Consider the following 26,003-nt stretch of genomic DNA (forward strand, 5'->3'; position numbering starts at 1 on the left):
CGTAGGACACGCTCTCAGAGGGCTCTGACCTGGAACCCCTTCAGCAGGTAGCTCTGCATGAAGTAGGCGAACAGCAGCGGTGGCAGCGTCATGGCCAGCGAGACCGCCATCAGGTAGGCGTCCGGGAGGAACTGGGCCTGCCCCATCGCCCGGAGGATGCCGGGTGCGAACGTCGTGGTGTCGGTCGACGGCAGGAGGATCTGCGCGAACGTGAAGTCGTTCCAGGCGAGTGCGAAGGCGAACAGCGCCGCGGCGATGATCGCCGGCCGGCACTGGGGGACGACGACGTCGCGGAAGCTCCGCCAGCGCGAGGCACCGTCGACCCACGCGGCCTCCTCGTGAGCCTCGGGGATCGTCATGATGTACTTCCACATCAGCCACACCGCGAAGGGCATCGAGATCGCCGACAGTGCGATGATGAGTCCGACGCGGGTTCCGAGCAGTCCGATCGACCGCCAGATCTGGTAGAGCGGAATGCCGATGACGATGGGACTGAAGAGATACCCGACGAGGAGGATTCGCGCGAAGTTCTCCTTGTGGGGAAACTCCAGTCGCGCGAGACCGTACCCCGCGATCAGCGAGACGATGACCACCGTGACGATGGTCCCGATGGCCACGACGACCGTATTGAACATGTAGGTATACATCTCCGGGTCCGTCAGGACCGTGAAATTGTCGAGCGTGAATATCCCGGGTGTGGGGAAGTAGGTGATGGCGTCCTCGACCGTCTCGTAGTCGGTGAACGCGAGCTGAGTCAGCCAGTAGATCGGCCAGGCACCGACGAGGACGATGATCGCAGTGCTGAGGAGTTTCAGTAGTTCGATGACTCGAGTCTCGTCGTCGTACGAGAGGCCGAACACCCCTCCCGGTGGCTCACTCTGACTCATGTCGTCGTCTCCACCTCCTCGCTGGGGTTGAAGAGTTTGAAGTAGACGATCGCCGACGCCAAGAGGAAGAGGAACATGACGATGGAGATCGCGTTGGCGAGCCCGTAGGCCTGGTCCGTGTAGACGGTCTTGTAGGCCAACACGGGGAGCGTGGTCGTGGCGTTACCGGGGCCACCCTGTGTGAGCTGCCAGATGATGTCGAACTTGTTGAACATGAACACCGACCGGAGCAAGACGACGACCAGAACGATCCCCATGAGACGTGGCAGCGTGATATCGCGGAACATCTGCCACCGGTTCGCGCCACAGACCTTCGCCGCCTCGTAGAACCGATCGGGAATCGCGCGCAACTGTGCGAGCGTGAAGATGGTAACGAAGACGGCGAACTTCCAGCTGCCGACGAGGATCAAAAGCCGCATCGCCCAATCGCGCGAGCCAAGCGGCGCTTCCTGAGCGCCCCACAGGCCGAACCACTCGGCACCGTACATCTGGAACACGCCCCCGAGCGGGTCGAATACCCGAAGCGCCACCAGCGAGACGATGATCGTCGGGATCAGGTAGGCCGTAAAGACCACCGCGGTGAGCAACTTCTGGCCCCGCGTGATGCGGTTGAGGACGAGTGCCATCCAGAGGCCAACGGCGAGCTGGATGAGGGTACTGCCGACCATGTAGACGACCCCGCGCCACAGCGACCCCCAGAACGTGGAAATGTTCAGGACCTCGGCGTAGTTCGCGAGGCCGACCCACTCCCACTCGGGGTTGAGCGTGTGGATGTCGTGTAACGATGCCCAGAACGCGAAGACGATCGGAAACACCGCGATAAGTGTATACAGTACGACGACTGGGAGGACGGTCCCGAACCCGGCGACGGTCTCCCGTTCCACGGGCAGCTCGTCCCACGGGATATACGTCCTGCGAGGTCGAATCGATTCTCCGGTTTCACTGGCCATATTTACGTTCGTTCTCCATCCATGCATGTTAATCTCACGGTCATCTGTAAACAACCCGTTCAGCCCCGAACGTGACTAAACGGGGACCTGACGGAGTCGGATCGGTTATCCGAACTGCTCTTGGGCGGCCGCGAAGGCGTCCTCGAGTTCCCCGCGGCCCCACTCGTAGGCCTCCTGGATGGTCATCGACTCGGTGACAACTCGGTTGACCATCTCGCCGTAGAACCACTGCCGTTGCATGTACAGCGACTCGGGCGAGGAGATGTTGGCCTCGTCGACGCTGCCGTAGTGGTTGCCCCAGATCTCGTTCTGGCAGTACTCGAGTTTCTCGAGCAGGTGGGGGTGGGCCTGGAAGATGTCCTGGTTCTGGAAGGCGTCGGAGCCGAGTACGTCGCTGTAAGTCGGCAGGAACCGGCCCGGATCCGCCTCGTAGAAGCTCACGGTTCGCTCCATACTATCGGCGTAGAGCCACTCGAACCACTCCTTGGCACCCGCCGTGTTCGTGCCGTTCGAGAAGACGTGGTAGCCGTCCGGTGCCGGTGCGGACAGCCAGTTGTCGTCCTTATCGATCTCTCCCCAGGTCGGATACGCCCGCACCTGTGTGGCCTCGGCCAATCCGCGCAGGGCGTCGTTGTCCTGGGCCTCGGCCGTGAGCGCGGTGACGCCGACCGGCCAGGCGTTGAGGTGATAACACTGGGCGTACTGGCCCTGGACCCACTGGCTGAGCGACTCCGCCCAGCCGATGCTGGTCGGGTCCGGCGAGTACTCGGCGAGGTCCTTCATGTACTGTAACACCATCGTCACCTCCTCCTCGGGGAAGTACACCTCGAGCTCCTCGCGGGCGTCCGGGTCGCTCCACCGGAGGCCGATCCCGGAGACGCCCGCGCTCGACAGGAGAACGAGGAACTCGTCCTGGCTCTTGCCGGTCGGCATTCCCGCTAACCCGTACCCGCGAGCGTCCACCTCGTCCGACTCGTCGATGACCTGAGCGTTGTCGAGGACGTCCTGGAAGGTCTCCGGTTCGTCCAGCCCGAGTTGCTCGTAGATGTCCGCCCGGTACTGGAAGTTCGAGACGTACAACCCGTGAGGGATCTGGTAGATGTCGTCGCCCTCCCCCAGGAACGCCTCGGTGTTTATCTCCCCGTTGACCTCCTCGATGGACGAGACCACGTCGTTGACGGTCTCGAGCTGCCCGGTTTCCCAGATGTCGGCCACCTGGTCGAACGTGGACGTGTTGGCGTCCGGCGGCTCGCCCGCCTGAATCAGCTGGGCGAGCCGCCCTTCCTGCGTGCCGGACATGCCGCCCTCCTCGATGTTCAACGAGGTGTCGGTCTCGTCCTCGAACTCCGACTCGAGGTCGCCCCAGAGGGGCTCCCAGGAGTCGTTGTAGTAGTCCGTGATGAAGTGGACCTCGTCGTCACCACCACCACTGCCGCCCAAACAGCCAGCCACGACACCAGTTATTCCTGCACCGGCCCCTGCAAGGACCCGACGTCGATTGAAGGTATTTCTTGTCATCTGCTATCAAGTCCCACTACACAGTGCTAACGGCTTCGGGCAGACATATAAAAGTTCACTATTTTTTCAGATATACGGAGCGGTGATTACATTCTGTCGGGATAACGGATGGGGAAACCCACCGATCGGGGATGCGGAGCGGTAATTCCCCCGAAGGCTCGCCGGCCGAACGCGACGGGACGGGTCGGTATCGTCCCGAGCGAACCGGGGTCACGGATACCGGCGTCCTGCTTACCGTGTCCCGACAGTTTCCGAAACCCAGCCCGTCGCGCCGTCGGGTTTCGGACCGTCCGCCTCGGGGATCTGGAGGTCGCCGTTCCCGTCTCGAGCCCGGACGATCACGTCGTGTCTCCCGCCCGCTCCGTACTCGTGTCGCCACTGCCGCCAGACGTCCTCGCCCGGAAGGTGGTCGGACAGTTCGGCGTCGACCCAGGTGTCGCCGCCGTCGGTCGAGACCTCGACGGCCTCGATGCCCCTGGTGCCGGCATAGGCGTGGCCGGCGACTTCGATACGCCCGCCGCCGAGGCGGTTGACCTGCCAGAGCTTGGCGACCGTCTCCACCGGGCCGGTGCCGTGCCAGCCGCGGTGTTCCCAGTAGCCCATCGTCTCCTCGTCGCGAACCTCGATCTCGGTCAGCCACTTCACGTTGATCTCGCCCCAGTGACCCGGCACCAGTGCACGCAGCGGAGCGCCGTGTGCCCGCGGCAACGGGCGACCGTTCATACGGAAGGCCAACAGCCCCGGCCGTAGCGCCTCGAGCGGGAACTCGTTGTAGTAGCCGTCCGCGCCGTGCAGGATAACGCGAGTCCCACGGGGAGTTGCCTCCTCGAGGAGCGCCTCGACGGGCACGCCGCTCCAGAGGGCCGTATCCATCTGCCGGCCGTTGAGCTGGTCGCCGACGCAGCGTAACGTGACGAACCGGTCCTCGAGGGGCATGGCTTCGATGTCCGCGAACTCGTACTCCGCCTCCGCTTCGACGGCCCCCGTAATCGAGAGCGACCACTCCTCGCGGTCGACGGCGGGGTCGACGTTGGCGATGTCGACTTCGTAGAAGTCCGTGCTGACCAGCGGCTCGAGTCCCTCGACGGCGAGCGACTGCTCTTTCGCCCGCGTGAGCGACTCTCGAACCGCGGGCCGGGCGTCCGCGGGGATCTCGAGACCCGGCGGGACCGACTCCTCCCCGGTTCCGCGAACGAAGACGCCGAGCACACTCAGGCCGACCGCCGATCCGACGGCCCCGAGGACGCGCCGCCGGCCGAGAGAGCCGAGGGTGGCGTCCCCGTCGGCGGCGAGCGCGGCCACCGCAACCGTCACCAGGGAGACGAGCCCGGCTCCGGCGGCAGTGGCGGCGCTCGATATCGGCGACCCAGTCAGCCCGAACGCGATCGCACCCGGCAGCGCCGTTCCGACGACCACGCCGGCAGCGGGCATGGCACCTCGGCGGGCCAGTGTCTCGCGGACGGGACCGCGTCCCCACAGGAGCAAGACGCCGGGCAGCGCCGCCAGTCCGAAACAGACACACGTCAGTGCGATGGCCGTCAGGAAGGCCAACTGGTGGCCGAGCGTGCCGAGTTCGGTGATCGCGACGGCCACGAGTGCGTCGGGGCTGAGTGCGACGACGAGTCGATCGATCGGCGTCGCGACGAACGCCGGCCGTCGGCCGACGGCCAAGTACGAGCCCCCCACGGCGGCGAGTCCCGCCGCGAGTGCCACGGCGACCGGGGGAAGCCACGGACGCACGCGAGCGGCCGTTCTCCGTATGGGAGACATTATATACCAATATCGCCTCGGCGGCTATGAAAGCTTCCCCAAACGCCGCTGGCTCGTGGGCTGTGAGATGGACCGGCCGTGAGACGGACTCCTATCGGTCAGTGCCGACGCCCCGCCCAGCCGTGCGAGTGCACCGAGAACCGACAGCGGACCGTCTGAGGAGCGGCACGGACGAGGCACCGACGCTACCCTTCGTCCGCTTTCGCGCCCGCCCTCGAGACGTCGGGGTTTCGCAACAGCGGGAGCGAGACGATCGTCAGGCAACTCAAGACGAGCGCGGCACAGAGTACGTACGTCAACTGGTAGCCAAACCAGAGGTCGACGGCGGGGATCGCGATCAGCGGTCCGAGACTGAGCCCGACGTCACCCATCACCTGGTAGACGCCGCCCATCCGTCCGAGTTCGTCGCCAGGGGTGAGATCGCCCATGATCGCGAGCAGCGCCGGTGCGGCCGCGCCCATCCCGCCGCCGACGAGGACGATCGCTCCGAGCAGCGCCTCGATCGTCGGGACGTAGGCGATGATCAGAAAGCCCGCGCCCATCGCCAGAAACGCGGGCACCGTCAGCAGCGTCCGATCGCTGACCATGTCCGACACCCAGCCGGTGACCATGGTCATCGATCCCGACGTGAGCACGCCCAGCCCCATCACGATCCCGCTGACGCCCGCCGCGCCGAGCGCCGAGAGCTCGAGGCCGGCGTCGCTGGCGTAGCGGGCGAGCGTCGAGAGGATGATCCCGCCCCAGAGGAATCGAAGGGTGAAGTTCCCGTACCCGATCAGGACGACGGTCGGGTTGCCGGCGAGCAGCGACGGGACCTCCCGGAGCTTGGCGGCTCGCCCTTCCGCGCCCCCGTGGACGTCCGGCAGGACGAGCGTCGCGACGGTGCCGGCGATCAACGCGAGCACGCCGGCAGCGAGAAACGCCGTCTGCATGCTGGCGAGATCGGTCAGCACGCCCCCGACGACGAGCCCGGTCGGGAAGCCCAGCGACTGCCCGCCACGCATGTAGCCGACCCACCGGCCGCGGTTGTCGGCGGTCGTCACGTACGTGATCGTCGCGAACGCCCCGATGAAGACGAACGCGCTCCCGACGCCCCAGAACAGCCGCGCCAGAACGAAGACGACCCCCGGCAGCGACACGTCGCCGAGCAACGGTACCGTTCCGAGATCCGTCGGCGGCGTGTGGAGGCCGACGATGTAGCCAAACGGGGCCAGCGCCTGCGTGAACAGCCCGAAGATCATCGGTTTCCGCGCGCCGACCTGGTCGATGATCGTCCCGGCCGGCGTGTTCATGAACAGTCGCGCGATCCGGTTGGCCGAGAGGATCACGCTCAGCATGACCGCGCTGATCACGAGTTTCTCGTCGAGCAGCGGCAGCGTCGGAAAGGCGACGCCCGTCGCCACCCCGCCGAAGAAGACGCCGGCGATGACTGCGAGGGCGATCGTCCTGATCTCGGCCGTCGAATAGGGGGACTGTTCAGACATTCAAGCAGTAGCTACCGATTCGAGCGCTCGCGTACAAGTGGCTCACGATTCGGGCCCGTGTTCCTCGAGGAATTCGTCCCGTAACGCCGTCTTGCGGATCTTTCCGCTCCCCGTCTTCGGGAGGTCGGGACGGATCTCGACGACTCGCGGGTGTTTGTAGGGTGCGAGTTCGTCGAGGACGTACGCCTCGACGTCGTCCGCGGTCAGGTCCGCGCCCGCTTTCGGCGTGATCGCGGCGGCGACGGTCTCGCCCCGGCGGTCGTCGGGAAGGCCGAAGACCGCCGCCTCGTGGATGGCCGAATGCTCGTAGAGCACGTTCTCGATTTCCCGCGGATAGACGTTGTACCCCGCGGTCAGGATCATCTCTTTCTCGCGTCCCTTGATGTAGTAGTAGTTGTCCGCGTCCCGCGTCCCGATGTCGCCCGTGCGGAACCACCCCTCCGCCGTGAATACCTCGTCGTTCGCTTCGGGGTTCTCGTAGTAGCCCTTCATCACCTGTGGTCCCTGAACGAGGATTTCGCCCTCCTCGCCGGGGCCGACCTCGGTCCCGTCCTCGTCGACGATCTTCGAGCGCGTGTGGCCGACGGGTTGCCCGACGCTGCCGGGCCTGTTTCCGAGCGACGACCACCGGATCGTGTGGGTCGTCGCGGTCGTCTCGGTCAGGCCGTACCCCTCCGAGAGCGGGACGTCGAAGGCCTCCTCGAATCGCTCCTGGGTCGGTGCCGGGAGCTTGTCGCCACCCTGTCCCGCCCGAACCAGCGTCGACAGGTCGTACTCGTCGGGATCGGAAGCCTCGAGCAGATCGACGAACATCGCGGCGACGCCGGTAAACGACGGCACGTCGTGCTCGTCGAGCGTGCGGAGGACCCGTTCCGGGTCCCACTGATCCGGGCGGAGCAGGTGCAGCGTCCGACCGGCACACAGCGACGCCATCATCCCGAGCAGCCCGGTGATGTGGTACATCGGCAGGACGATGAGCCCGTCGCCGTCGATCGGGCTCGCGCTGTAACTCGAGACGCCCTGTGCGATCTGGACCCGGAAGTTGCGGTGGGTCAACAGGACGCCCTTGGGCTCGCCCGTGGTCCCCGAGGTGTAGGGCTGGAGGAGGACATCGTCGTCCTCGCGGTCGGCGATCGCCGCGTTCGTATCGCCGCCGAGTTCCGGCAGTGACGGGTGGTCGCTACCCGGCGTCGCGCCGACGATCTCCGTCTCGAGGTCCGCGACGGCCTCGACGACGTAGGCGTCGGCTCGCGGGCGATACCCGCTCGCATCTCCCGCGGCGCGTGGCGCCGCGCCCTCGACCAGCACCGCCTCCGCGTCGGCGTGGTCGAGCTGGTATTCGATCTCGCGACGGCGGTATTCGGGGTTCAGCGGACTCGCGATGACACCGGCGTGACAGCAGGCCCAGATGGCGGTACAGAAGGGAATGCCGTTCGGCATGTAGACGCCGACCCGGTCGCCGGCCTCGAGGCCGAGTTCTCGAAGCCCGTTCGCAATCCGTGCAACGCGATCGCCGAACTCGCGGTAGGTGATCGTCTCGCCGGCGTGTTCGATCGCGATCGTATCAGGGAATTTCGTAATCGCTCGGTCGAGCAAGTTGGCGACGTTCCCGTCGTAGGGCGGCTCGAGGAGCGTCTCCGCAGGGACGATATCGAGCTCCATATTGCCAGTGGTTTGTCGTTCGACCTGAAAAGTATGCGGGTACTGGTAACAGTGAACATGTTTCGAGACACCTGTCCCTAACTCGAGGGGCGAGCCCCCACGGCGGTATACGCGAGGTGAGCGTCCGCCGGGTTACTCCTCGAGGCGCGGTCGTCCTTTGATCGTGACCGTCTCGCCGACCATGTACGAGGAGGCGGGACTGGCGAGGAACTGCGCGAGGTCGGCGACCTCCTCGGGGCTGCCGATGGTGCGGTCCGGGGTCGTTCGGGCGATTTCGTCCGCATCGTCGTCGACGCCCATCTGAGTGCGGACGCCCTCGGTCGCGACGAGGCCGGGCGCGATGCAATTGACCCAGATGTCGTCCTCGGCCCAGTCGGCCGCGACGGAGGTCGTGAAGTTGACGACGCCGGCTTTGGCGGCCCCGTAGTGACTCATCGACCGCGAGCCGCGGGTGCCCGCGACGCTGGCGAAGTTGACGATCCGGCCGCCGCCGTGCTCGCGCATGTACTCGCCGGCGATCTGCGAGCAGTGGAACGTGCCGTGGAGGTTGATGTCGACGATCGTCTTCCAGCCGTTCTCGCTGATCTCGGCCGGCGGGGCCTGGAAGCTCGCCCCCGCGTTGTTGATCAGCACGTCGAGCGCGCCGAACGCCGCGACGGTCTCGTCGACGAGTCGCTGGACGGCCTCCCGATCCGTCACGTCGCACTCGATCGCGATCGCCTCGCCCGGCCGATCGCTCTCGTTGATCGCGTCGGCGACCGGCTCGACGTTCTCGAGTTCGCGAGACGTGACGACCACGTTCGCGCCGTCGTCGGCGAAGCGCTCGACGATCGTCCTCCCGATGCCACTCGAGGAGCCGGTGACGATCGCAGTCTCCCCGTCGACGCTGAACTGTGCCGTCGTCATCGGTGCGCCTCCGCGACGCGCGTCCGTTCTACTGACCGTTCGCTCGAGCCGAGTATGATACTCTCTGCCATGAGCGTCTACGGGTTCATCGACCGCCGGTATAAGCGATTCGACCGGTCGGCACGCGGTGGCGCGCGCTGGCCCGCGGCGAACGACGAGTGAGACGCGGGCCGACATTGCGCGAGGGATGAGTGAGCGACTGAAAGGAGCGAACGAATCGGTTGGGGAGGGCGTGGCCTTTCAGTGTTACCACGGTAACAGGACACTCATCACCGTTGGGAGGACGACTTCAGCCGGTGAATCCAGATCCGCCGAACGGTCTCACGCGACTCGCATCCGAGAAGGGTACTGTTATGTCAGTCGTCCGCAAACCATGTCGCCAATGAAACGCGGACACCGCACCGAGGTGCGACGCGACGCGACGACCGACCAGCCCGCGACCGCCCCAGAAGCCACGGAGGGCCACGATGCCGAATAAGCCCCTCGAGGAACTCGAGGCGATGGTCGGCGACTCCCGAGTCACCGCCAAAGCGTTCCGCATCGAACCCGGCAAGGTCGAGGAGTTCGCGCGAGCGATCACGTCCGACGACCCGGTGTTCCGCGACGAGACGGCAGCGGCCGAGCGGGGCCACGACCGCGTGCCCGCACCGCTGACCTACACGCAGGTCGCCCGGTTCCCGCGGTACACCCCCGCCGACGTCGACGGCAAGGGCTTCGACCTCGGCTTCCAGCCGGAGTACGTCCTCCACGGCGAGCAGGCCCACGAGTACGAGCGCCCGATCTACGTCGGCGACGTCCTCGAGGGAACGACCACCCTCGCGGACGTCTTCCAGCGCGAGGGCGGCCGCGCGGGGACGATGACCTTCGCCGTCCTCGAGACCGAGTACCGGACGCGAGACGGCGACCTCGTCCTCACCGATCGCTCGACCGCGATCGAAACGCAGGGTGCGGTCGACGACGGCGATGGGAACGGCGACGGCGAGGCGGGCGAACCGACCGACGACCCCGCGGCCGAGACGAACGGCGGAGCCGCCCGAACGGAGCCGACAGCGCCGTCGGAGACGACCGCCGAGTTCGAGCGCGTCCACACGGTCGACGACCTCGCGGTCGGCGACGCCGGACCGACGGTCGTCGTCGAGGACCTCGAGCGCCAACACTTCGTCAAGTACGCTGGTGCCAGCGGCGACTTCAACCCGATCCACTACGACGAGCCCTACGCGACGGCCGCGGGCAACGAGAGCGTCTTCGGGCAGGGCATGTTCACCGCCGGACTCACCTCGCGGGTCGTCACTGAGTGGTTCGACCTCGCCGACGTCGCGAGTTTCGGCCTCCGGTTCCAGTCGCGCGTCTTCCCCGGCGACACCGTCGTCGCCACCGGCGAGGTCGTCGAAGTCGATCGCGATTCGGGAACCGTCGAGACGGCACTCGAGGCGCGGACGACCGACGGCGAGACGCTGCTGACCGGAACGGCGACGGCCGACCTCGAATAAAAAAGACGCGCGCCGAACGTGTTACTCCGGGACGAACACCGGAATCGCTGCTTCCTCGGAGATCTGCCAGAACGTGACGCCGACGGCCGCGCCGATCTCGAGACGCTCGAGATCGGCATCGAGCAGGGCGAGCAGGCGCGGCCCCTCCGCGAGCTCGATCGCGCCGACGACGTAGGGTGTCCGATCGGCGAACCCCGGCTCGCCGGGCACGTAGCAGACGGTGTACGTGTAGATCGTGCCGACGCCTTCGCTCGCCTCGAACGGCGGGTCCTCGGCCCCGCAGGCGGTACAGACCGCTCGCGGGTACAGCTGGCGGTTACCACAGTCACACTCCTGGTACAGGAGTCTGCCCTCGAGCGTCGCTTCCCAGAACGGGACCGTCGCACCGGTCGGGACGGGAACTGGCCCCTCCCATTCGTCGCGGCAGTCCTCGACCTGCCCCGTCATGATTCCCTCCGGAGGACGACCGTGCTACTCGAAGAGAGTAGGCCGCCGGTACCGTGGGCGACGGCGACCTCGGCGTCGTCGACCTGCCGGTCGCCCGTGTACTCGCCCCGGAGCTGGCGGACGGCCTCGACGAGGACGAACACGCCGAAGTGACCGGGGTGACAGTACGAGAGGCCGCCGCCCTGCGTGTTCATCGGTAACTCGCCGCCGGGAGCGGTGGTGCCGCCTTCGACGAACGCGCCGCCCGCGCCCTTCTCGCAGAAACCGAGATCCTCGAGGGTGACCAGCGCGGTGTACGTAAAGGAGTCGTATATCTCGGCGACGTCGACGTCGTCGTGGGTAATCCCCGCTTGCTCGAAGGCGTTCGGTCCCGTGACCGCCGCGCCGGTGGTCGTCATGTCGGGCATCTCGCTTACGTCCTGACGGTGGGTGCTCGTCGACGCGACGCCAGCGACGGCGATCTCCGGCACGTCGAGTTCGCGGGCCCGCTCCTCGCTCACGAGCACGACCGCGCCGCCGCCGTCCGAGACGAGACAACAGTCCAGCAGGTCGAACGGCTCGGCGATCCGTCGGGACTCGAGAACGTCGTCGACCGTAATCGGCTCTCGATGGGCCGCCTTGGGGTTCATCGACGCCCACTCCCGAGTCGAGACGGCGATCTCGGCGAGCTGTTCCTCGGTCGTCCCGTACTCGTGCATGTGTCGCCGCGCGGCCATCGCGTAGGCTCCGGGCGGCCTGAAGAGGCCCGTCGGCCGGACGAAGCCGTCGATCGGGTGGGTCTCCTCGAGCGATTGCTCCCTGTCGGGGCCCGTCTTGCGCGTCGAGCCGTAGGCGACGACCACGACGTCGGCCTCGCCGCGGGCCATCGCGTCGCCGACGTGGCCACAGAAGTGCTCGAACGACGAGCCGCCGATCTCGGTCCCCTCGAGAAACGAGGGTTCGTCGAGGTCGAGGTACTCCGCGAGTACCAGCGCCGGCATGTAGTCGTCGCCGCCGGCGACCGCGACGCCGTCGACCTCGTCGAGAGTACAGCCGGCGTCCTCGAGCGCGCGAACGGTCGCGATCGCCGCGTTATCGAGCCAGTTCCGGTCGGGCGTTTCGCCGAGTTCGCTTTCGGCGACGCCCGCGACGATCGGTTCAGTCACAGGCGTCCCTCCGCCTCTCGGATCGTGCCATGGTCTCCCGATATCCCGACCGACCGCAAATAAGTTGTGGTAGGTTATGTCACAGCATTCGTCTCGCGGCCGGCCGCGCCGGCCGCTACTGAATCGAGGCCGGTACCCGCGCCTCGGGTACACTGCTGAGCCATACGCGTGTCCCGTACATCGGAGACGGACACGTGGGGAGACGAAGTCGAGAACCCGCTTCGAGCTTGGACGACGAATCGGTACTGACCGACTGAACTGCGGATTCCGACGCCCTCTCCCCGTCAGGGGTACTATTTTATATTACTGCGTGATATCATGGCGCATGGATTTGGCAAGCGTTAGCGAAAGTGCGAGAGAAGGAAACGTCGCGCGACTGCACGACGAGACGGCGCGCCACCACGGCGACGCACGGGCGATCGAGTACCACGGAGAGACGCTGACCCACGACGAACTCCAGACCGAGAGTTCGCGGTTCGCCGGCGGCCTGGCCGACCTCGGGATCGAACCCGGCGACGTACTGCTCCAGTACCTGCCGAACTGTCCGCCGTACCTGATCGGCGCGCTCGGGGCCTTCAAAGCGGGCGTGATCGTCTCGCCGGTCAATCCCCAGTACCGCAAGCGGGAGCTGACCTACCAGCTCGAGGACACCCAGGCGACCGTCGTGTTGACACACGAGGCCCTCGAACCGTTCCTCGAGGAGGCACTCGCCGAGATCGACTGGGACCCGGTCGTCATCTCGGTCGGGACGGATGCCGACGATTTCCACGCCTTCGCCGACGTCCGGGACGAGGAGACGTTCGTCGAGCGGGCCGACGACGACGTGGCGCTGTTACCCTACACCTCGGGAACGACTGGCAAGCCCAAGGGAGTCGAGCTCACCCACCGCAACTTCCGCGCCCAGACGTTCGCCATCCTCTCCCAGGACCACGCCCTCGAGGACGAGGCCGTCCGCAGCCTCGTCTGGCTGCCGCTGTACCACATCACCGGCTTCACCCACACCGCCTGGCAGCCGCTCGTCCGCGGCGGGAGCGTCTACCTGCGGAGTGCGGCCAACTGGGACGCCGACGCGGCGATGGAACTGATCGACGAGGAGGGGATCACCCACTACGTCGGCGTCACCGCCATGTACGTCGACATGATCAACAGCGAGGACTTCGACGAGTACGATCTCACCAGCCTCGAGTCGGCTGGCGAGGGCGGCGCGAAGATGTCCGTCGCCGTCCAGGAGGAGTTCGAGGAGGTCGCCGGCGTCGAAATGGCCGAGGGATACGGGTTGACGGAGACGAACGGCGCGACCCACTCCCAGCGTGGCTCGACGTTCGGCCTGCGCCACGGCACGATCGGCCAGCCGACTCGGATGACCGAAGCCAAGATCGTCGACTCGAGCGGCGAGACGGTCGGTATCGGCGAGGAGGGCGAACTCCTCGTCCGCGGTCCGCAGGTGATGAAGGGCTACCACGGGATGCCCGAGGCGACCGAGCGGGCCTTTACCGAAGAGGGCTGGTTCCGCACGGGCGACATCGCCCGGCGGGACGAGGACAACTACTACGAGATCGTCGACCGGAAGAAGCACATGATCAACTCCGCCGGCTACAACATCTACCCCAGCGAACTCGAGGAACTCCTCGCCGAGCACGAGGCGGTCGCCGAGGGCGCGGTGGTGGGTATCCCCGACGAGCGCCGCAACGAGGTTCCGAAGGCCTACGTCGTCACCAAGCCGGGGGTCGAACCCGGCGTCGACGTCACGAGCGAGGAGATCAAAGACTTCTTCCTCGACAACGTCGCCTCCTACAAGCACCCCCGCGAGGTCGAGTTCATCGACGAACTCCCGCGGACGACGTCGGGGAAGATCCAGAAGTACAAGCTCGAGGAACGCGAGGAGTCGGGGGACGAGTAGCTCGTGACGGTCGTCGTCACCCCCCACGTCCTCGCAGGTGGCGGCCCGATCGTCACCGAGGAGATTCGCGCGCGGCGGCCGGATATCGACCTCGAGCACGTCGAGAACGAGGACGACCTGCTCGACGCCGTCGCCGACGCGGAGGTACTCCTCACGCATCGACTCCCCGAGGACGTGCTCGCGGCGGCCACCGACCTCGAGTGGGTGCAGGCGCTCAGCGCGGGTACCGACGCCTACGATCACGACGCGCTGGCCGACCGCGACGTCGCGTTGACGACCGTCTCGGGGATTCACGCGAAACCGATCGGCCAGCAGGTACTCGGCTACCTGTTTCACTTCGAGCGAGGGTTCGATCGCGCCGTCGCCCAACAGCAACGGCGGGAGTGGGACCGCTACACGGGCGGCGAACTGGGTGACCGAACGGTCGGCATCGTCGGCGTCGGCGCGATCGGTTCGCAGGTCGCCGACTACTGCCGGCCCTTCGACGCCCGCGTGATCGGAACCAAACGCGATCCGACCAGTGCGCCGGACGCCGTCGACGACATCTACGGTCCCGACGGCCTCGAGGCGGTGCTCGCCGAGAGCGACTATCTCGTCCTCGCCTGTCCGCTGACCGACGAGACGCGGGGGCTGATCGACGCCGACGCCCTCGCGACCCTGCGCGACGAGGCGATCCTCGTCAACGTCGCCCGCGGCGCGGTCGTCGATCAACCCGCGCTGGTCGACGCGCTCGAGGCCGACGAACTCGGCGGCGCTGCGCTGGACGTTTTCGAGGCGGAACCGCTCCCCGACGACTCGCCGCTGTGGGACCGCGACGACGCGCTCGTGACGCCCCACATGGCCGGGAGCACGCCCCACTACTGGGAGCGGTGTGCCGACGTCTTCCTCCGGAACTACGAGCGGTTTCGCGAGGGAGCGGCCCTCGAGAACCGCGTCGTCTGAGTCCGGGACTCGAGGGTGGTTCGCCGCTCGAGCCACGACGCGTCCATAGATTGAAGGGGTCCCCCGTCGACCACCGTGTATGTCAGACCTTCGCATTGACGCGATGGTACCGGGATTGGCAGGCGACGCCGGTGGAGCCGCCGAGCGTGCCGAGGAGTTCGGCTTCGACGGGGTCTGGACGCCCGAGACGGACAACGACGCGTTCCTCCCGCACCCGCTCATTGCCGACCGAACCGAGGAGATCCAGCAGGGAACGCGGATCGCGCTCGCCTTTACTCGCAGTCCGATGGCGCTCGCCTACACCGCCTGGGATCTCGCGCGACAGTCCGACGGCCGGTTCGTGCTCGGCCTCGGCACGCAGGTCAAAGGCCACAACGAGCGCCGGTTCAGCGTCGACTGGGAGTCGCCGGGGCCGCGGCTGCGCGAGGTCGTCGAGTCGCTCCGGCACATCTTCGCCGTCTTTCAGGGGGAGGCCGAACTCGACTACGAGGGCGACCACTACTCGTTCTCGCTCATGACCGAGACGTTCGATCCCGGCCCGATCGACCACCCCGAGATCCCGATCTACATCGCGGGCGTCAACGAGTACAACATCCGGCTCGCGGGAGAGCTCTGTGACGGGTTGGCGATGCATCCGTTCAACACGCCCAGCTACACCGACGACGTCGTCGCTCCGACCGTCGCCGAGGGCACCGACCGAGCGGACCGCTCGCTCGAGGACGTCGCCCTCTCCGCGAGCCCGTTCGTCGTAACGGGGGAAACCGACGAAGAGCGCGAGCGGTCCCGGGAGGAAGTGCGCCGGCGCATCGCCTTCTACGGCAGTACTCGTACCTACCACGACGTCCTCGAGCATCACGGCTGGCGGGACGTCGGCGAGGAGCTACACGACCTCTCGAAGGACCAACGATGGGAGGAGATGGCCGAACTGGTCACGGACGAGATGGTGGCGACGTTCGCGATCGAAGCACGGCCCGACGAACTGCTCGCGGCGGCCCGGGAAAGCTACGGCGGCATCGCGGACCGGGTCGTCCTCCCGCTGGATCACGGCGACGCCTTCCTGACCGAGTAGTACCGAACGCCGTCGCAATCCTCGTACTCGACTCGTCCCCGTTCCTCGAGCGTGCCGAGCGCACCCAGCGTGTCGAGCAACTGCGCCGGGTGTCGGGCCTCGCCGACGCGGTGGCGGGTGAGCTCCGTCGGCGATGCGGGACCGACGGCCGTCACCGCCTCGAGGACCTCCCCCGTGAGCGTCTCGAGTGCCGAGCGGGTGGTCTCGATGACGCCCCGATAGTCGGTGAAGACCGGGCCGTGGCCGGGGAAGACGCGATCGACGTCCCGGCCCTCGAGCCGGTCCATCGCGCGGTGGAACGCCTCGACGGCGTCGTAGGCACCGTAATCGATGCCGACGTGGATCGCGCCGGGCCGGAACGGCTCGATGAGCGCGTCACCGCTGAACAGCACGCGTTCGCCGTTCAGTTCCGTCGCCAGGCTCGCGTGGTGGATCTGGTGGCCGGGCGTGTGGATCGGCTCGAACTCGCGACCCGCGGCGGAAAACGGCTCGCCGAACTCGAAGGGAACGGCCGCCTCGGGTGCGAGCAGGCCGCGATTGCGCTCGAGGGACGACTGGGCGTGTTCGACCGCGCGGTCGATCGCCTCGCCGTGGTAGCCCGTCGAACGGGCGACCTCGCGGACCCCCGCGGCGAGGTCGGCGGGATCGCGCTCGAGTTGCTCGAGCACCGGACGGGGAGCGTACACCCCAGCCCCGGCCTCGCGCAGGAACGGGACCTGTCCGATGTGGTCGCTGTGGGGGTGGGTGACGACGACTGCCTCGACGTCGTCCGGCTCGTACCCCGTCGCGGCCAGTCCCTCGCGGATCGTCGCTTCGGCGCGGTCCCCCGGATCGCCGGTATCGACCAGGATCGGGGCCGGCTCGTCGATCAGGTACGCCGCGGCGTGTTTCGGGGGCCACTCGATGTCGAAGTCGAGTCTCGAGACCTGCGAGGGGGCGGTGGCGGAGTCTCGCTGCGTCGGGTCGTCCATCGTGGCCGATCAGATGAGTTCCCGGGCGATCGTCCGTTTCTGGATCTCGTCGGTCCCCTCGAAGATGCGGAACACGCGGGCCGCGCGATAGTTGCGCTCGATGGGCAGGTCCTTCATGAAGCCGGCACCGCCGTGGACCTGCATCGCGACGTCGGCCGCGTCGTTGGCGAGCTTCGCGCCGCGGAGCTTCGCCATCGACTCCTCCTTGCGGGCTCGCTCGCCTTCGTCCATCTTCCAGGCGGCGTAGCGGTAGAGCTGTCGGACCTGCTCGATGTCCGTCGCGAGTTCGGCCAGCTGGAAGGAGACCCCCTGCCGGTGGCCGATGGGTTTCCCGAACGTCTCCCGGTCGCGGGCGTACTCCACCGACAGGTCGAGCAGGAACTGGGCCGTCCCCACCGCGCCGGCGGCGATGTTGATCCGGCCGCCGCCGATCCAGCTCATCGCGGCCTGGAACCCCTGGTCGACCTCGCCGAGCACCTGATCCTCGCCGACGCGGCAGTCGTCGAAGTGGAGTTCCGCGTGCGTTCCGGGGGTCATTCCCATCGCCCGGTGGATCTTGCCGACCTCGAACCCGGGGGTGTCGTCGTCGACGAGGAAACACGTAATCCCCTCGAGGTCGCCGTCCTCGCCGCTCGTCCGGGCGAAAACCATCGCGAAGTCGGCGTAGGGGCCGTTCGTGATGTAGACCTTCTGCCCGTTGATCACCCACTCGTCGCCGTCCTTCTCCGCACGGGTGTCCATGTGGTGGGCGTCGCTGCCGTGGCCCGGCTCCGTCAGCGCGAAGCAGGTCGTGATCTCGCCGTCCATCAGCGGCTCGAGGTACTCCTCGCGTTGGCGCTCGTCACAGGAGAGCAGGATGGGCGTCGGGCCGCCGGCACCGCCGAAGATCGCACTGTGGAATCCCGGCGGCCGGTTGGACATGTGCTCGCCCACGATGGCCCGCGTGAGGATGTCGACGTCGCCGCCGCCGACCTCCTCGGGCATCGTCATGCCGTAGAAACCGGCCTCGACCGACTTCTCGCGGATCTTCTCGACGATGTTTCGGTACTCGGGGACCTGTCGGTGCTCGTCGTCGACGATGTGTTTCTCGTAATCCGCACCGAGGAACTGCTCGTACTCGTTCTCGAGGGGGGCGACTTCCTGCTCGATGAAATCGTCCAGCGCCTTCGAGATCTGCACGGCTTCGGACGGTTCGCTGAAGTCCATAATCGGTCTTACATGACGGCCCACTTAAGCGTTACCGTGTGACAGGTTTTCAATCGGCGAATGAACGGCCAGTCGCCCGATACCGGAGGCAGGAGCGACGGAAACGGTCGGGCGCGATTCGGATCGGTTTTTTCGAGGACTGTCGCTGTTCAGTAGAGCAGAACAGTTTTATTTCGTTTCGATGAAGATAGTGTATGGGAACAACAGGCACGAACGGCGAAAATCGGATCGAGGCGGTAGTGAAAACCCTCGACATCCTCGAGGCGCTGTGGCAGGCCGAAGGGGCCGGCGTCACGGAACTCACCGAGCGAACGGGACTCGCGAAGGGGACGGTCCACGCCCACCTGACGACACTCCGTTCGAAAGGGTACGTGGTTCAGGAAGACGACGAATACCGGCTGAGCCTTCGATTCCTTTCGTTCGGCGAGCACGTCAAACACGCAGAACCGCTGTACGCGGCCGCCGACTCACCCATCGCCGAACTCTCGGAGCAAGTCGGCGAACGAGTCCTCTGTTCGACACACCAGAACGGCCTCGGGACGATACTCAACGTCAGCGAGGGGACGCGGTCGTTCACCAGCGACATCGACATCGGGACCCACACCTACCTTCACAGTTCCGCCGGCGGCAAGGCGATGCTCGCTCATTTCTCCGAGGAGCGAGTCGACGAGACGATCGCGAAGTGGGGACTCCCGGCGTTCACCGAGGAGACGATCACCGATCGAGCGACCCTCTTCGACGAACTCGCGACGGTTCGCGAGGAGGGCGTCGCCTACAACCGCGGGGAGTATCTGCCGGGGATCAGCGCCATCGGAGCCCCGATCCTGGACAACGACGGGACCGTCTACGGAGCGGTCACCGTCGCCGGACCCCACCATCGACTCGAGAACGAGTGGGAGCAAAACGATCTCCGTACCCGATTGCTGTCGACGGCGAACACGATCGAAGTGAACATGATGTTCTCGTAGTCGTTCGACCAGAACGAACGCACCGCGGAACGCCACGATCGGTGCCCCGACGCGAACGGAGCCCAGTGGAACGAGCCGTCCATCGTTCGACACCGGACTGGTATTACAAACGTAAGGTTGTAATGCAGCGGCGGCTCTCCGCACTCGAGATAGAAGCCTGGTCCGCTCCGCGAGCGCGGCGCGGTCGAATTCGGGTATCGATCCGAACCGTCGGACGGAATAATGTCAGTTTTGCATACACCACAATATCAATATAAAGTTTGTACGATCATTATCCGGCGGATCTACGTATTTCCCCAGTGAGACCGCACACAGCCGCATATCGGGATGCTCACCGCTCGTTCGAAGCATCGTCGACCAGTACGTACCGTTTCGTCGCTATCGACCGCATCCCCGAGTTTCCAAGTCCGTTTGTCGGTTGCTACGATACTCAGAGACCGACTCGATATCTATCGAATATCGTATCAATAGTAGAAGCTACTAGCTAACATATGTGTCTAACGGCTCGATGCTGATCGAACGACAGTTAGTTCGGATCGCTCGCTCGTTCTGACAGCATCGTCGCCGCCGTGTCGGCCCACCCACCCCACAGGAAGCCGGCTCCCACGACGAGTGTCCACCACGCGTAGTTGAGGACGATTCCGGCGTACACGCCGGGGAGACCGTAGCCGAACGTGACCCCGACGAGGTACGAAAAGCCAAGCAGGAAGCCGACGGTTCCCGTGAGGCGGGCGTAGAAGGGCGTCCGCGTATCGCCCGCACCGCGGAGACTCCCCGACAGCGGGAAGAAGAACCCGAAGAAGAACATCGAGACGCCGAACATGCGAGTGAAGGTCGCGGCGTACTCGAGGGTCGCCGGATCGGTCGTGAACAGTCCCGCGATCGGGGATGCGCCGACGATCAGGACGCCTCCGGCGAAACTGAGCGTCAGGACGCTGAGCGCCGTCATAGCCAGTCCGGAAAACCGTGCGTCGTCGGGGCGGCCGTCCCCGAGTTCCTGTCCGACGACGACGCTCGCGGCGACGCTGTAGGAGCGGTAGAGTGGACCGCTGAACTGCTGGTAGCTTCGGCGGCCGATGTGGTAGGCCGCCGTCACGTCCGTCCCGAAGGTGAGCAAGAGCGCGTTGAACGGAAAGTTCGCGAGGGACGTGCTCATTCCCTCGGCGAAATTCGGGAGACTCACGGCAACGAGTTGGCGCGTGATCGTGAGGCTCCGCGGGCGAGCGAACGACGGGGCCGTCCGTTCGATCGCGATCGCGGCCGTGATCGCGCCGCCCTCGAGCGTTCGGCTGATCGCCGTCCCCAGCCCGACGCCGACGATCCCCAGTTCGGGGAGGACGCCGAGACCGAGTCCCAACCCGACCGTCGCCCCGATGTTGACGGCGTTCGCGCCCACGTTGACGAGCATCGGCGTTCGGGTATCGCCCGTCCCCTGTAACGACCGCGCGCCGACGAGGCCGACGATGCGCATGGGCGCGACGGCGAAGACCAGTCCGAGGTAGCGTCCGCCCATTTCGGCGACGCCCGGTTCGGCACCGAGCAGGGCGATCAGCGGCTCCGATACCGTCAGCCCCACGATCGTCAGCGGGATTCCGGCCAGGACCCCGATGAGGAGGGCCTGTGTGATCGCCCGGTTACGGGTCGCCTTCGCACCGCGGCCGGTGTCCTGACTCGAGAGGGCGATCGCACCGGTCCCGAGTCCCAGTCCGACCCGCAACGGTATCTGGGCGTAGAGGTCCGCGAGCCCGACCGCAGCGACGGCTGCCGGCGAAAACAGGCCGGTGACGATGACGTCGACCGTCCGCATCAGCGTATTGAACGTCTGCTGAATCGCGATCGGCCACGAGAGCGACACCGTCCGCAGCCAGACGCTCCGAACGCGGCCGCCGAACTCGGCCATACATCGTTCGGCAACGAGAATCCGCCGGATCAACGTGTTGATCCCGGCAGACACGACGATACTCCGATACTACCTACCGATAACACATACAGTTCGAGTGAGAGATATATTTGCGACGACTGCATCCGTCACCGGATCGGTCACCCGCCACCGCTTGGAAACGCCGACCGTGCGTGACGAGGAGCGGTCCGTGAGCCGACATCTCTCGGCGTTCGAAGTATCGGAACGCATCGGTTCCGTCATTTGAAGCCACACAGAAGTCGATTTCGCCGACGACAGTCGTGGGAGAGAGAACGAGTCGAACGCCGACGATCCGCGGACCAGTCCGTTCGGGGGCGATAGTAGCAACTGAAACGAGTTACACACTGATCGCAACACCGTCGTACGATCAGGTGCGCAATGACTTTCAGTTGCTACTATAGAATCGAGAGTCGAGACGGACAACGAACCAGGAGCGAACAACGAGGATCTGACTTCTAAGCAAAGTTATAGTAGTACGATTATGTCGACTGGCGTACTCGTGTGGCGTTCGAGTGTAGCGGCGACGAACTGTGCCAGCGGTGGTCGAGGGATGAGTCGAAGGGAAAGCACTGATCCGCCGAAGAACGGTTACCAGTGTTCGTCCGTATCGACTGTTTCGTAAACAGCCTCGTGTCCGAAGGGGAAAATTATGAACGAATTTATGTAGCACCCGTCCGATACCGAACCTATGCGACTCGACAACAAGACAGTTGTTATCACGGGTGCGGCGTCGGGAATCGGGCAGGCGACGGCCGAACGCTGTGCCGAGGAAGGAGCACGCGTCATCGTGACGGACATCGATACCGAGGGCGGGCAAGCAGTCGCGGAGGCGATCGAGGAAGACGGGGGCGAGGCCGAGTTCCACGAACTGGACGTGACGGACAGCGACCGATTTCGGGCCGTCGTCGACGAGGTCGCGGACGCCCACGGACTGGACGTAATGGTCAACAACGCTGGCACGGGCCATCCCGGCGGCAGCCTCGAGGAGATCGACGAAGAGATGCGGGACTTCGTCATCGACATCAACATCAAGGGCGTCTGGAACGGCTGCGACGCGGCGCTTCCCCACATGAAAGAGCAGGGCTCGGGTGCGATCGTCAACGTCGGCTCGCTGGCGAGCATCCTCGGACTCCCCAAGCAGGCCGCCTACTCGACGAGCAAGGCCGCCGTGTTGAACATGACACGGACCGTCGCCGCCGAAGCGGGCCCCTACGGCGTCCGCGCCAACGCCGTCTGCCCCGGCTTCACCGAGACTCAGATGCTCGAGGGCTACCTCGAACAGCAGGAGGACCCCGAAGTGGCCAGAGAGGAGATGGCGGCGGACTACCCGCTCAAGCGACTCGGGAAGCCCGACGAGATCGCCGACGCGATCCTGTTCCTCGCCAGCGACGAGTCGTCGTTCGTCAGCGGCCACGGGCTTGTCGTCGACGGCGGGTTCTCGACCTGTTAACGGAGTTCGGAGATCACGACGAACCCGTGTCGTCGTTCGGAACCGCCGCGAGCCGGTGAATCGAAACACGCAAGTGGCTATTCTAATTGGTCCAACGCGTGACAGGATACGACGCAGTTCTGTTCGACAGCGACGGGGTACTCGTCGAGCCGCCGGCGTCCGAAACCCAGGTCGCTGCGACGCGGGCCGCGTTTCGGGAAGCGGGCGTCGACGACGTCGCCCGACGGCACCTCGACGACATCGTGAGCGGCGTGACCGTCGAAGACTTACACGAGATCTGTGCCGACTACGACCTCGATCCGGAGAACTTCTGGGAGGCCCGTGAACGCCACGACGAACGATCCCAGTTCGACGCGTTCAGAGCCGGCACTCGAGACCGATACGACGACGTGACGACGATCGCGGACCTTCCCCAGGACCGAGGCGTCGTGAGCAACAACCATCACAGTACGATCGAGTTCGTCCTGGACGCGTTCGATCTCGAGTCGCTGTTCGAGACCTACTACGGTCGCCCGAAAACGATCGAGAGCCTCCGAGTGAAAAAGCCGGATCCCCACTTTCTCGAGCGAGCACTCGCCGACCTCGGGGCTGGCTCGGCGCTTTACGTCGGCGACAGCGAACACGACGTGATCGCGGCACACCGCGCTGGAATCGATTCGGCGTTCGTCCGTCGCCAGCACTGTCCCGACGGCGCGCTCTCGGTTACGCCGACCTACGACATCGAGACGCTGTCGGCGCTCCCGGAGATCGTGGCGTGACCGCCGTCGATCACTCCTCGCGAACCGCCGCGACGCTCGCGAGTTGGTCGCCCGCGGTCACGGTCGCCTCGTGGGTGAGCGCGTAGAGGACCCCGTCACGATCGATACGGGCCTCCTGCAGCGGCTCGTAGGTCGTCGGGTGATAGACCGTCCCGATCGTCGTCCCCTCCGTGACCGATTCCCCAATCTCGAGGGCGGGTGCCGGCCGGAAGAGGCCGGACGTGTCGGCGGTGACCTGTCCCAGATGGTTCCGAGCGACGACCGATCGCGTTCGGGAACGTCGCCGGGAAGTTGGTCGAGTGCCCGACAGACATCGAGCAGTCCGTCGACGCCGTCCGCCACGACCGCCTCGAGGATCTGTTTGTTGTGGGCGAGCTCCGGCGTGATCGACGGGATTCCTGCCTCGGCGGCGGCGACCCGGAGCTTCCCCCCGAAACCGCGTCGATGCCACTCGTCGGGGGCGTCTTCGCCGGTCCGTTCGGAGAGCAGGAGCTCCGTCCCGAACGCGTCGGCGAGACGGCGAGATCGCTCGTCGCCCTCGCGATAGACGACGTGGGGCAGCATGTCTGGACTCCCCGTGTGGAGGTCGACGACGGCGTCGGCAGCCGCGACGTACTCCCAGAGGCGGGCGGCCATGCGCTGGTGGAGACTCCCGCCGCCGTCGCCCGGCCAGATGCGGTTCATGTTCGGATTGATACTGTCGAACTGCTCCGGCGTCGTGTAGGAGACGCGATCGAAGGTCAGCGGGTTCGCGACCGGGACGGCGATCACGGCTCCCGACAGCGACTCGAGGGGCACTCGCTCGTGAAACCGCCGGAGGACCGCCGTTCCGTTGACCTCGCGGCCGTGCTGGGCCGCCTGCACGTACAGCGTCGGTCCCGGTGCGTCGCCGCGATAGATGTGGACCGTCGTCGTCAGCGCCACGCCCGAGGGCAGCCGGGCGAGGGTCACCTGTTCCGCCGTGTGCGTCCCGTCGCTCATGGACGGGCGTTCCACGGCCGGCGGTATGTAGCTGCGGCCGACTGTCGATGGTGGCTCCCCTCACGTTCCGAACCGAATCGGAAACGAACGGACGACCGGCGATCGCTCGTCGTGCTAGACCACTACCGTTTTCACTCGTCCTGCCATCCCGGTGAGTATGGGAGACGTTACTGCGACGCTGCACACCAACAAAGGCGACATCGAGGTCGAACTGTACGACGAACGCGCGCCCCGAACCGTCGACAACTTCGTCGGCCTCGCGACCGGCGGCAAGACCTGGACCGACCCCGAGACGGGCGAAGAGATCGAGGGCGAACCGCTGTACGACGACGTCGCGTTCCACCGCGTCATCGAGGACTTCATGATCCAGGGCGGCGACCCGACCGAGACCGGTCGCGGCGGCCCCGGCTACCAGTTCGACGACGAGTTCCACGACGAGTTGCGCCACGACGACGAGGGCATCCTGAGCATGGCCAACTCCGGGCCCGACACCAACGGCTCGCAGTTCTTCATCACGCTCGCGCCCCAGCCTCACCTCGACGACCGCCACGCCGTCTTCGGGAAAGTCACCGACGGTATGGACGTCGTTCACGAAATCGGCAACGTCGACACCGACGCCAACGACCAGCCAAAAGAGGACGTCGTCCTCGAGTCCGTCGACGTCGACTACGAGTAATACGGTCACCTGTCCGTCAGTGTCGGTGGGACCGGGACCGCCCTGTGGGGCCCCACCGGGAAATCGGGACAGCAAACCGTCTCAGTCGTCGGAGACCGATCGCAACCGCGTTCACGCTGCGTTCCGCGGTTCGTACGCTCGCTTCGAGCGGACTCGGTCACCGACGGAGGTTCGATACCATTAGTTCGACGCCGCCCACAGGAGCGGTATCACGCACTCTCGACGACTGCGACTGGCTGGAGCCGCCTCGAGTCTCGCCGCGCCCCTCGCCGGCTGTGCGAGCGATAGTCCGGACGACCCGGAGGAACGGAGCCCCGACACGAGCGATTCGACCGCGGATGGGGCCGCAAACGAGGGGACGAGAGCGACGTTGCAGACGAGTACGGGCAGCATCGAGGTCGAACTGTACGACGAACGCGCGCCCCGAACCGTCGACAACTTCGTCGGCCTCGCGACGGGTGCGCGCACGTGGATCGATCCCGAAACGGGCGCGGAGATCGAGGGCGAACCGCTGTACGACGACGTGCTCTTTCACCGCGTCATCGAGGGGTTCATGATCCAGACCGGCGATCCGACCGGCACCGGTCGCGGCGGCCCCGGCTACACCTTCGACGACGAGTTCCACCCCGAACTGCGCCACGACGACGCGGGCGTCCTCAGTATGGCCAACTCCGGACCCGACACCAACGGCTCGCAGTTCTTCATCACGCTCGCGCCCCAGCCCCACCTCAACGACCGCCACGCCGTCTTCGGGAAAGTCACCGACCGCATGGACGTCGTCCACGAAATCGGTAACGTCGACACCGACGCCGACGACCGGCCAAAAGAGGACGTCGTCCTCGAGTCGGTGACGATCGATTCCGCGTGACGACACCCGCCGCTTTCGAGTCGCAGCGGCGCTA

21 protein-coding genes and 1 pseudogene are annotated in these 26,003 nt (G+C 66.0%); 9 read left to right on the forward strand and 13 right to left on the reverse strand.

Going from position 1 to position 26,003, the window contains the following annotated elements; genetic code table 11:
• Positions 1-14 precede the first annotated feature (14 nt).
• The 7 genes from J0X27_RS08200 to J0X27_RS08230 all read right to left on the reverse strand — a co-directional run bounded on the left by J0X27_RS08200 (position 15) and on the right by J0X27_RS08230 (position 9,177).
• A complete protein-coding gene (locus J0X27_RS08200; protein ID WP_207271869.1) occupies positions 15-887 on the reverse strand; it encodes a carbohydrate ABC transporter permease in 873 nt (290 codons plus the stop codon).
• Entirely contained in the window at positions 884-1,837 is a 954-nt protein-coding gene (locus tag J0X27_RS08205) for a carbohydrate ABC transporter permease (protein WP_207271870.1), read from the reverse strand. The genes J0X27_RS08200 and J0X27_RS08205 overlap by 4 nt, the downstream gene beginning before the upstream one ends.
• Positions 1,838-1,942: 105 nt before the next feature.
• Positions 1,943-3,355 (reverse strand): ABC transporter substrate-binding protein, encoded by a 1,413-nt coding sequence (locus J0X27_RS08210; protein ID WP_207271871.1) that lies wholly within the window; start codon positions 3,353-3,355, stop codon positions 1,943-1,945.
• Between the two features lie 231 nt (positions 3,356-3,586).
• A complete protein-coding gene (locus J0X27_RS08215; RefSeq protein WP_207271872.1) occupies positions 3,587-5,125 on the reverse strand; it encodes a molybdopterin-dependent oxidoreductase in 1,539 nt (512 codons plus the stop codon).
• Between the two features lie 185 nt (positions 5,126-5,310).
• Positions 5,311-6,609: an MFS transporter gene (locus J0X27_RS08220; RefSeq protein WP_207271873.1), complete on the reverse strand. Its 1,299-nt coding sequence runs from the start codon at positions 6,607-6,609 to the stop codon at positions 5,311-5,313.
• Between the two features lie 42 nt (positions 6,610-6,651).
• Entirely contained in the window at positions 6,652-8,271 is a 1,620-nt protein-coding gene (locus J0X27_RS08225) for a class I adenylate-forming enzyme family protein (protein ID WP_207271874.1), read from the reverse strand.
• Between the two features lie 132 nt (positions 8,272-8,403).
• Positions 8,404-9,177, reverse strand: coding sequence for an SDR family NAD(P)-dependent oxidoreductase (locus tag J0X27_RS08230; RefSeq protein ID WP_207271875.1), 774 nt, complete (start codon positions 9,175-9,177; stop codon positions 8,404-8,406).
• A 467-nt stretch (positions 9,178-9,644) separates the two neighbouring features.
• Between J0X27_RS08230 and J0X27_RS08235 the strand changes: the two genes are divergently transcribed.
• On the forward strand, positions 9,645-10,667 hold the full coding sequence (locus J0X27_RS08235; protein ID WP_207271876.1) for an FAS1-like dehydratase domain-containing protein: 1,023 nt from the start codon (positions 9,645-9,647) through the stop codon (positions 10,665-10,667).
• Between the two features lie 21 nt (positions 10,668-10,688).
• Here J0X27_RS08235 and J0X27_RS08240 read toward each other — a convergent pair whose 3' ends face one another.
• Complete coding sequence (locus tag J0X27_RS08240; protein ID WP_207271877.1) at positions 10,689-11,114, reverse strand: Zn-ribbon domain-containing OB-fold protein; 426 nt, start codon at positions 11,112-11,114, stop codon at positions 10,689-10,691.
• Entirely contained in the window at positions 11,111-12,259 is a 1,149-nt protein-coding gene (locus J0X27_RS08245) for an acetyl-CoA acetyltransferase (RefSeq protein WP_207271878.1), read from the reverse strand. Before J0X27_RS08245 ends, J0X27_RS08240 begins: the two co-directional genes overlap by 4 nt.
• Positions 12,260-12,584: 325 nt before the next feature.
• Between J0X27_RS08245 and J0X27_RS08250 the strand changes: the two genes are divergently transcribed.
• The 3 genes from J0X27_RS08250 (at position 12,585) to J0X27_RS08260 (ending at position 16,170) form a co-directional block, all read left to right on the forward strand.
• Complete coding sequence (locus J0X27_RS08250) at positions 12,585-14,159, forward strand: class I adenylate-forming enzyme family protein (protein ID WP_207271879.1); 1,575 nt, start codon at positions 12,585-12,587, stop codon at positions 14,157-14,159.
• A 3-nt stretch (positions 14,160-14,162) separates the two neighbouring features.
• Complete coding sequence (locus J0X27_RS08255) at positions 14,163-15,101, forward strand: D-2-hydroxyacid dehydrogenase (protein WP_207271880.1); 939 nt, start codon at positions 14,163-14,165, stop codon at positions 15,099-15,101.
• Positions 15,102-15,180: 79 nt separating this feature from the next.
• Positions 15,181-16,170: a TIGR03617 family F420-dependent LLM class oxidoreductase gene (locus tag J0X27_RS08260; protein WP_207271881.1), complete on the forward strand. Its 990-nt coding sequence runs from the start codon at positions 15,181-15,183 to the stop codon at positions 16,168-16,170.
• Here the strand turns inward: J0X27_RS08260 and J0X27_RS08265 are convergent.
• Together J0X27_RS08265 and J0X27_RS08270 are read right to left on the reverse strand one after the other, a co-directional pair.
• Positions 16,143-17,141, reverse strand: a complete 999-nt coding sequence (locus J0X27_RS08265; protein WP_207271882.1) for an MBL fold metallo-hydrolase — start codon at positions 17,139-17,141, stop codon at positions 16,143-16,145. The genes J0X27_RS08260 and J0X27_RS08265 overlap by 28 nt on opposite strands.
• A gap of 9 nt (positions 17,142-17,150) precedes the next feature.
• Entirely contained in the window at positions 17,151-18,347 is a 1,197-nt protein-coding gene (locus tag J0X27_RS08270) for an acyl-CoA dehydrogenase family protein (RefSeq protein ID WP_207271883.1), read from the reverse strand.
• Positions 18,348-18,541: 194 nt separating this feature from the next.
• Here J0X27_RS08270 and J0X27_RS08275 point away from each other — a divergent pair, with 194 nt between their 5' ends.
• Positions 18,542-19,315, forward strand: a complete 774-nt coding sequence (locus J0X27_RS08275) for an IclR family transcriptional regulator (protein WP_207271884.1) — start codon at positions 18,542-18,544, stop codon at positions 19,313-19,315.
• 526 nt (positions 19,316-19,841) lie between these two features.
• Here J0X27_RS08275 and J0X27_RS08280 read toward each other — a convergent pair.
• Positions 19,842-21,215 (reverse strand): MATE family efflux transporter, encoded by a 1,374-nt coding sequence (locus J0X27_RS08280; RefSeq protein ID WP_207271885.1) that lies wholly within the window; start codon positions 21,213-21,215, stop codon positions 19,842-19,844.
• Positions 21,216-21,924: 709 nt separating this feature from the next.
• Between J0X27_RS08280 and J0X27_RS08285 the strand changes: the two genes are divergently transcribed.
• Together J0X27_RS08285 and J0X27_RS08290 are read left to right on the forward strand one after the other, a co-directional pair.
• Positions 21,925-22,686: an SDR family NAD(P)-dependent oxidoreductase gene (locus J0X27_RS08285; RefSeq protein ID WP_207271886.1), complete on the forward strand. Its 762-nt coding sequence runs from the start codon at positions 21,925-21,927 to the stop codon at positions 22,684-22,686.
• 98 nt (positions 22,687-22,784) lie between these two features.
• Positions 22,785-23,444, forward strand: coding sequence for an HAD family hydrolase (locus J0X27_RS08290; RefSeq protein ID WP_207271887.1), 660 nt, complete (start codon positions 22,785-22,787; stop codon positions 23,442-23,444).
• 10 nt (positions 23,445-23,454) lie between these two features.
• On the opposite strand, the pseudogene J0X27_RS08295 reads toward J0X27_RS08290, so the two are convergent.
• Positions 23,455-24,425, reverse strand: a pseudogene (locus J0X27_RS08295) (succinylglutamate desuccinylase/aspartoacylase family protein).
• Positions 24,426-24,582: 157 nt separating this feature from the next.
• On the opposite strand from J0X27_RS08295, the gene J0X27_RS08300 reads away from it, so the two are divergent.
• Positions 24,583-25,101: a peptidylprolyl isomerase gene (locus tag J0X27_RS08300; RefSeq protein WP_207271888.1), complete on the forward strand. Its 519-nt coding sequence runs from the start codon at positions 24,583-24,585 to the stop codon at positions 25,099-25,101.
• Between the two features lie 370 nt (positions 25,102-25,471).
• On the forward strand, positions 25,472-25,969 hold the full coding sequence (locus J0X27_RS08305) for a peptidylprolyl isomerase (protein ID WP_224214612.1): 498 nt from the start codon (positions 25,472-25,474) through the stop codon (positions 25,967-25,969).
• Positions 25,970-26,003: the final 34 nt, after the last annotated feature.

The sequence above is a fragment of the Natrinema longum genome (genome assembly GCF_017352095.1).
Classification (GTDB): domain Archaea; phylum Halobacteriota; class Halobacteria; order Halobacteriales; family Natrialbaceae; genus Natrinema; species Natrinema longum.

Excerpts from the sequence above, each read along its gene's own strand:
- J0X27_RS08220 (WP_207271873.1), bottom strand. The coding sequence starts at position 6,609 with ATGTCTGAACAGTCCCCCTATTCGACGGCCGAGATCAGGACGATCGCC.
- J0X27_RS08210 (WP_207271871.1), bottom strand. The coding sequence starts at position 3,355 with ATGACAAGAAATACCTTCAATCGACGTCGGGTCCTTGCAGGGGCCGGT.
- J0X27_RS08250 (WP_207271879.1), top strand. The coding sequence starts at position 12,585 with ATGGATTTGGCAAGCGTTAGCGAAAGTGCGAGAGAAGGAAACGTCGCG.
- J0X27_RS08260 (WP_207271881.1), top strand. The coding sequence starts at position 15,181 with ATGTCAGACCTTCGCATTGACGCGATGGTACCGGGATTGGCAGGCGAC.
- J0X27_RS08235 (WP_207271876.1), top strand. The coding sequence starts at position 9,645 with ATGCCGAATAAGCCCCTCGAGGAACTCGAGGCGATGGTCGGCGACTCC.
- J0X27_RS08270 (WP_207271883.1), bottom strand. The coding sequence starts at position 18,347 with ATGGACTTCAGCGAACCGTCCGAAGCCGTGCAGATCTCGAAGGCGCTG.
- J0X27_RS08240 (WP_207271877.1), bottom strand. The coding sequence starts at position 11,114 with ATGACGGGGCAGGTCGAGGACTGCCGCGACGAATGGGAGGGGCCAGTT.
- J0X27_RS08225 (WP_207271874.1), bottom strand. The coding sequence starts at position 8,271 with ATGGAGCTCGATATCGTCCCTGCGGAGACGCTCCTCGAGCCGCCCTAC.
- J0X27_RS08300 (WP_207271888.1), top strand. The coding sequence starts at position 24,583 with ATGGGAGACGTTACTGCGACGCTGCACACCAACAAAGGCGACATCGAG.
- J0X27_RS08265 (WP_207271882.1), bottom strand. The coding sequence starts at position 17,141 with ATGGACGACCCGACGCAGCGAGACTCCGCCACCGCCCCCTCGCAGGTC.
- J0X27_RS08275 (WP_207271884.1), top strand. The coding sequence starts at position 18,542 with ATGGGAACAACAGGCACGAACGGCGAAAATCGGATCGAGGCGGTAGTG.
- J0X27_RS08200 (WP_207271869.1), bottom strand. The coding sequence starts at position 887 with ATGAGTCAGAGTGAGCCACCGGGAGGGGTGTTCGGCCTCTCGTACGAC.
- J0X27_RS08215 (WP_207271872.1), bottom strand. The coding sequence starts at position 5,125 with ATGTCTCCCATACGGAGAACGGCCGCTCGCGTGCGTCCGTGGCTTCCC.
- J0X27_RS08280 (WP_207271885.1), bottom strand. The coding sequence starts at position 21,215 with ATGGCCGAGTTCGGCGGCCGCGTTCGGAGCGTCTGGCTGCGGACGGTG.
- J0X27_RS08205 (WP_207271870.1), bottom strand. The coding sequence starts at position 1,837 with ATGGCCAGTGAAACCGGAGAATCGATTCGACCTCGCAGGACGTATATC.
- J0X27_RS08230 (WP_207271875.1), bottom strand. The coding sequence starts at position 9,177 with ATGACGACGGCACAGTTCAGCGTCGACGGGGAGACTGCGATCGTCACC.
- J0X27_RS08285 (WP_207271886.1), top strand. The coding sequence starts at position 21,925 with ATGCGACTCGACAACAAGACAGTTGTTATCACGGGTGCGGCGTCGGGA.